Below are 3,510 nucleotides of genomic sequence, written 5' to 3'. Positions count from 1 at the left end.
CAATGCCGTTCCCCTGGCCGTCTACGCGACGGCCTATCTCTTCGAAACGGCGCTGCGCCTGTGGTGAAAACCGGTGTGGGAGCTGCTCGATCACGGGAAAGGCTTTTTTTGCTTTCTCCGAGGGAAATGTCGGCGTGATCGAAAGCGAAGTCCGTGCTTTCGGCTTTCTTCGCCCATTGGGCAGAGCCGGGCGGTGAACGGCGGGATGATGGTTTTGACAATCCGGTTCGCTACGGGAAATCCTCCGGGGAGTGCCGGCCAAGGAGGTGGGACGAGCCGGCCGCGGAGCCGCTGTTGCGGGTTGTTCGGTGGACGAGGATTGACAAATGCACAAATGCGCTGTTTCATACTGCCGGTGTGCCGGCCGGACGTGTTTCGCCGGTTTCGGCAGGCGGTGAACCGGCTCCCGGTAACACCTTCAACGACAGGAGGTTGTCATGTCTCTGGGGTTCTATCGATTGATCAAGGGACGGCTGCTCGTGCATTCAAGACAGTCACCGGACGGCGACAGCATGCGGTTCACGGCAAACGACATGTCACTGTTCCAGGGGCTTCCTCGCTTTTCGGCGCCCGGCGAGGCCGGGGGCATAGAAAGCTATCAGCTCCGGCTCCAGGCCATCGATACGCCCGAGCTCCACTACGGCGGAGCCGGCCAGCCACACGGCATGGAGAGCCGGAACGGGTTTCTCGGATGGCTGGGCGTGGAGCCGTCGGGTTGGGACTGGGAGGTGGCGCCGTCAGGGTTCCATTGGGAGCAGGATGCGGCCGTCCTGTGCGATGCCTTTGAAGGCCACGGCCGACCGATCGTTTTTGTCCTGAAGGGACTGGACGCGCAAGACGGCTCCGATGTAAAGCTGACGAGCTCGCTGCTGGCCGAAACGTACAATCACCATGCCGTGACGACGGGACTGGCCTATCTCGGTCTCTATTCCGGAGGGCTCTCGTTCGAGATCCAGTCAGCCCTCATTGCCGCCTACAAGGAGGCCAGGGATTCGAAAGCAGGGCTCTGGACATTGGACAAGACGAGCCGCTTTACCGTCAACACGCTCGACGACATCGGCCCCGAGCAGGGGAGCCTCATTTACCCGAAAGTCTTCCGGCGCTGCGTCGATGCGCTGCGGTGGGCAGGCGGGGAGTTTGAGCCGGGACGGGACGTTGATGATTTCCTCGCGGTCTCCCCGCACGAGAACGATCAATTCGTCGTTCACGCCGCTCACGGCGGCCGGCTGAAGAGCAGGCTCAGCGACGTCCTGGAGCAGGTCAACAACCAGATCAAGATCCAGGTCGACCTCAATACGGTTGAGTTTGTTTCCAAGTAGAGGGGGCCGGCGGGACCGAGTGGAGGTCCGAATCTGATGTGGGCATCCATGCACGCGGCTGTAATTGGATGCGCACCATGGAGAGCGGAGACGACCCGGCCGAACCGATTCAGGTCATCGATACACGTTCTCAATGCCCAAATATTCATGACGCTCTGTATATTATCAAACTTAGCCATTGGAGTGTATTGACAGGCAAAAGCCATTTGTAATAAATGATCATTTCAATGCTCATAAATTATTGATATGATATCTGTCATATTCAGAATCTTCACGGGTCTGTTTATAGCAGAAAGCTCATTCAATATCTAGTATATTCATATCTATATATAGTGGTATTTTCCTAAATATTCCTGAATGTTCTGATACAAATATAATAAATATATTCCATTTAAACATTTTCTTCTTGACACCATCGCAATGTGTTTTATCATCAAACCATAGGATCTTCTTCGACTCATGCTATGACTGAGTGCTCCATTTGAGACGCTCATGTCGGTTCGCTCCTGATTTCACCTTACCCCAAGAGACCCGGAGTATGATCGCAGGTGGACACATAGGCCAACTGCGACGATTCTCGACAGGAAAGTCCAATTGCCGACCACCGCTGCAGAACGTGCCTGTGGATCCTGCTTGCCGCCCCATGCTGACGACCCGGCTGCATCAGGTGTTTCGAACGCGCCACATCGATCGACGAACAGAACAGGACCGTTGCTGCCGCGCGAAACGGCTCATCTGCTTTTCGCAACGCCTGCTGCGAGGCTGAGACGGCGGAACAGGTGATCAGGCCCTTACCGGCACAGTCGGCCGAGAAGGGGAAGGGCCGCGGCCCGAACAGGATCATGTGCGCACGCAGGCTCGGAGTTTGCCTGCCGTATTGGTGGGAGAAGGAGTGGAGGCCGTTGCGTCGGATCGGTGATCCATCGTGAGACTGCATTGGGAAACGCAAGCCATGGGAAAGCGACACGTAAGCAATCGGATGTCGGAGTTGCCGTGGCCGGCGGCGTCGTCGTGCGCGGGCGCAGCGGGCGATGTGGCACGCCGCGTCGTCCCATGGCGCATCGGGTCGAACAGGTGAGGGCTCGGGGAGACAGGCAATGTGGAGCTGCCGTTTCGTTCACCGAAACGATCGAACAACAGGATTCAACCAGGGACACACAGAGGAATGCGAACATGAGCAAATCGATCCTGATCGTACTTTCGGAATGGGGTTTTTGGGGGGAGGAACTTGTGGGGCCTTTGGAACAGTTCGACAGGGCGGGCTACCGATCCGTGTTCTGCACGCCGACGGGCAGACGCGCCCATGCTCTGCCTCCCAGCATGGATCCCGAGTTCGAGGATCCGCCTCTCGGCAAGAGCGTGACATCCCGTGAGACGGCCGAAAAGGTCAAGGCTGTCGAAGACGCTTCGAACCCGCGTCTGGACAACCCGAGGAACCTGTCGGCGATATTTCCGGAACGCCCCTACTGGAGCGACAGGGAAGAAATCCGGTACATGGACGAAAGCGGCGAGCTCGAGACCGTGAAGTCGCCGCTGCGGAAGTGGGAACGCTATTATTCGTTGCGCGCCAAGGCCCAGCGGGAAACGGCGGACGAGTTCGACGCGCTGCTGATCGTCGGGGGCAGCGGTCCGATGATCGATCTTGTGAACAACTACCGCGTCCACGACCTCATCCTTGGATTCCTCGAGCAGGACAAGCCGATCGCGGCCGAGTGCTACGGGGTCGCCTGCCTTGCCCAGGCCCGCAATTTCGACGACAGCAGGAGCATCATCTGGGGAAAGCATGTGACCGGCCACGCCAAGGAATACGACTACAAGGACAATACAGGGGTGCTCGATCCGGAAACGGGGCGGATCCTGACCCGGGCTTCGGGCAACTGGGTGAACCTCGGCCCGCCCTTCTACACCCTGGAGTATATGCTGCGCGACGCCGTCGGCCCCGACGGGCAGTTTCATCCCAACGTCGGCCGCGAGACATCGGTCATCGTCGACTATCCGTTCATCACCGGACGCTCCACCCCGGACTCGGTCCTGACCGGCGAGATGATCGTGAAGCTCCTGGAAACAGGCGGTCCACGCCGGTGGGGCTGGGCCACGGCCAGGCAGTCGTGACGGAAGTCGATTGCCGCGGCAATTACACTGTACATCCGGTTGGAGGAAAGGCGCCGCCATGGACAAGAACACCGGACGC

General features: G+C 58.6%; 2 protein-coding genes. Both read left to right on the top strand.

Going from position 1 to position 3,510, the window contains the following annotated elements; genetic code table 11:
- The first annotated feature begins 437 nt into the window (after positions 1–437).
- Positions 438–1,319 (top strand): hypothetical protein, encoded by an 882-nt coding sequence (locus PLO63_17725; GenBank protein HOI75978.1) that lies wholly within the window; start codon positions 438–440, stop codon positions 1,317–1,319.
- A 1,173-nt stretch (positions 1,320–2,492) separates the two neighbouring features.
- Entirely contained in the window at positions 2,493–3,431 is a 939-nt protein-coding gene (locus tag PLO63_17720) for a type 1 glutamine amidotransferase domain-containing protein (protein HOI75977.1), read from the top strand.
- The last annotated feature ends 79 nt before the right edge of the window (positions 3,432–3,510 follow it).

The sequence above is a fragment of the Syntrophales bacterium genome, from assembly GCA_035363115.1.
In the GTDB taxonomy this organism is placed as follows: domain Bacteria; phylum Desulfobacterota; class Syntrophia; order Syntrophales; family PHBD01; genus PHBD01.
This window is presented reverse-complemented; position numbering and strand designations above follow the sequence as displayed.

What these genes read in the sequence shown, in the direction of transcription:
- PLO63_17725 (HOI75978.1), top strand. Translation starts at nt 438, where the DNA reads ATGTCTCTGGGGTTCTATCGATTGATCAAGGGACGGCTGCTCGTGCAT.
- PLO63_17720 (HOI75977.1), top strand. Translation starts at nt 2,493, where the DNA reads ATGAGCAAATCGATCCTGATCGTACTTTCGGAATGGGGTTTTTGGGGG.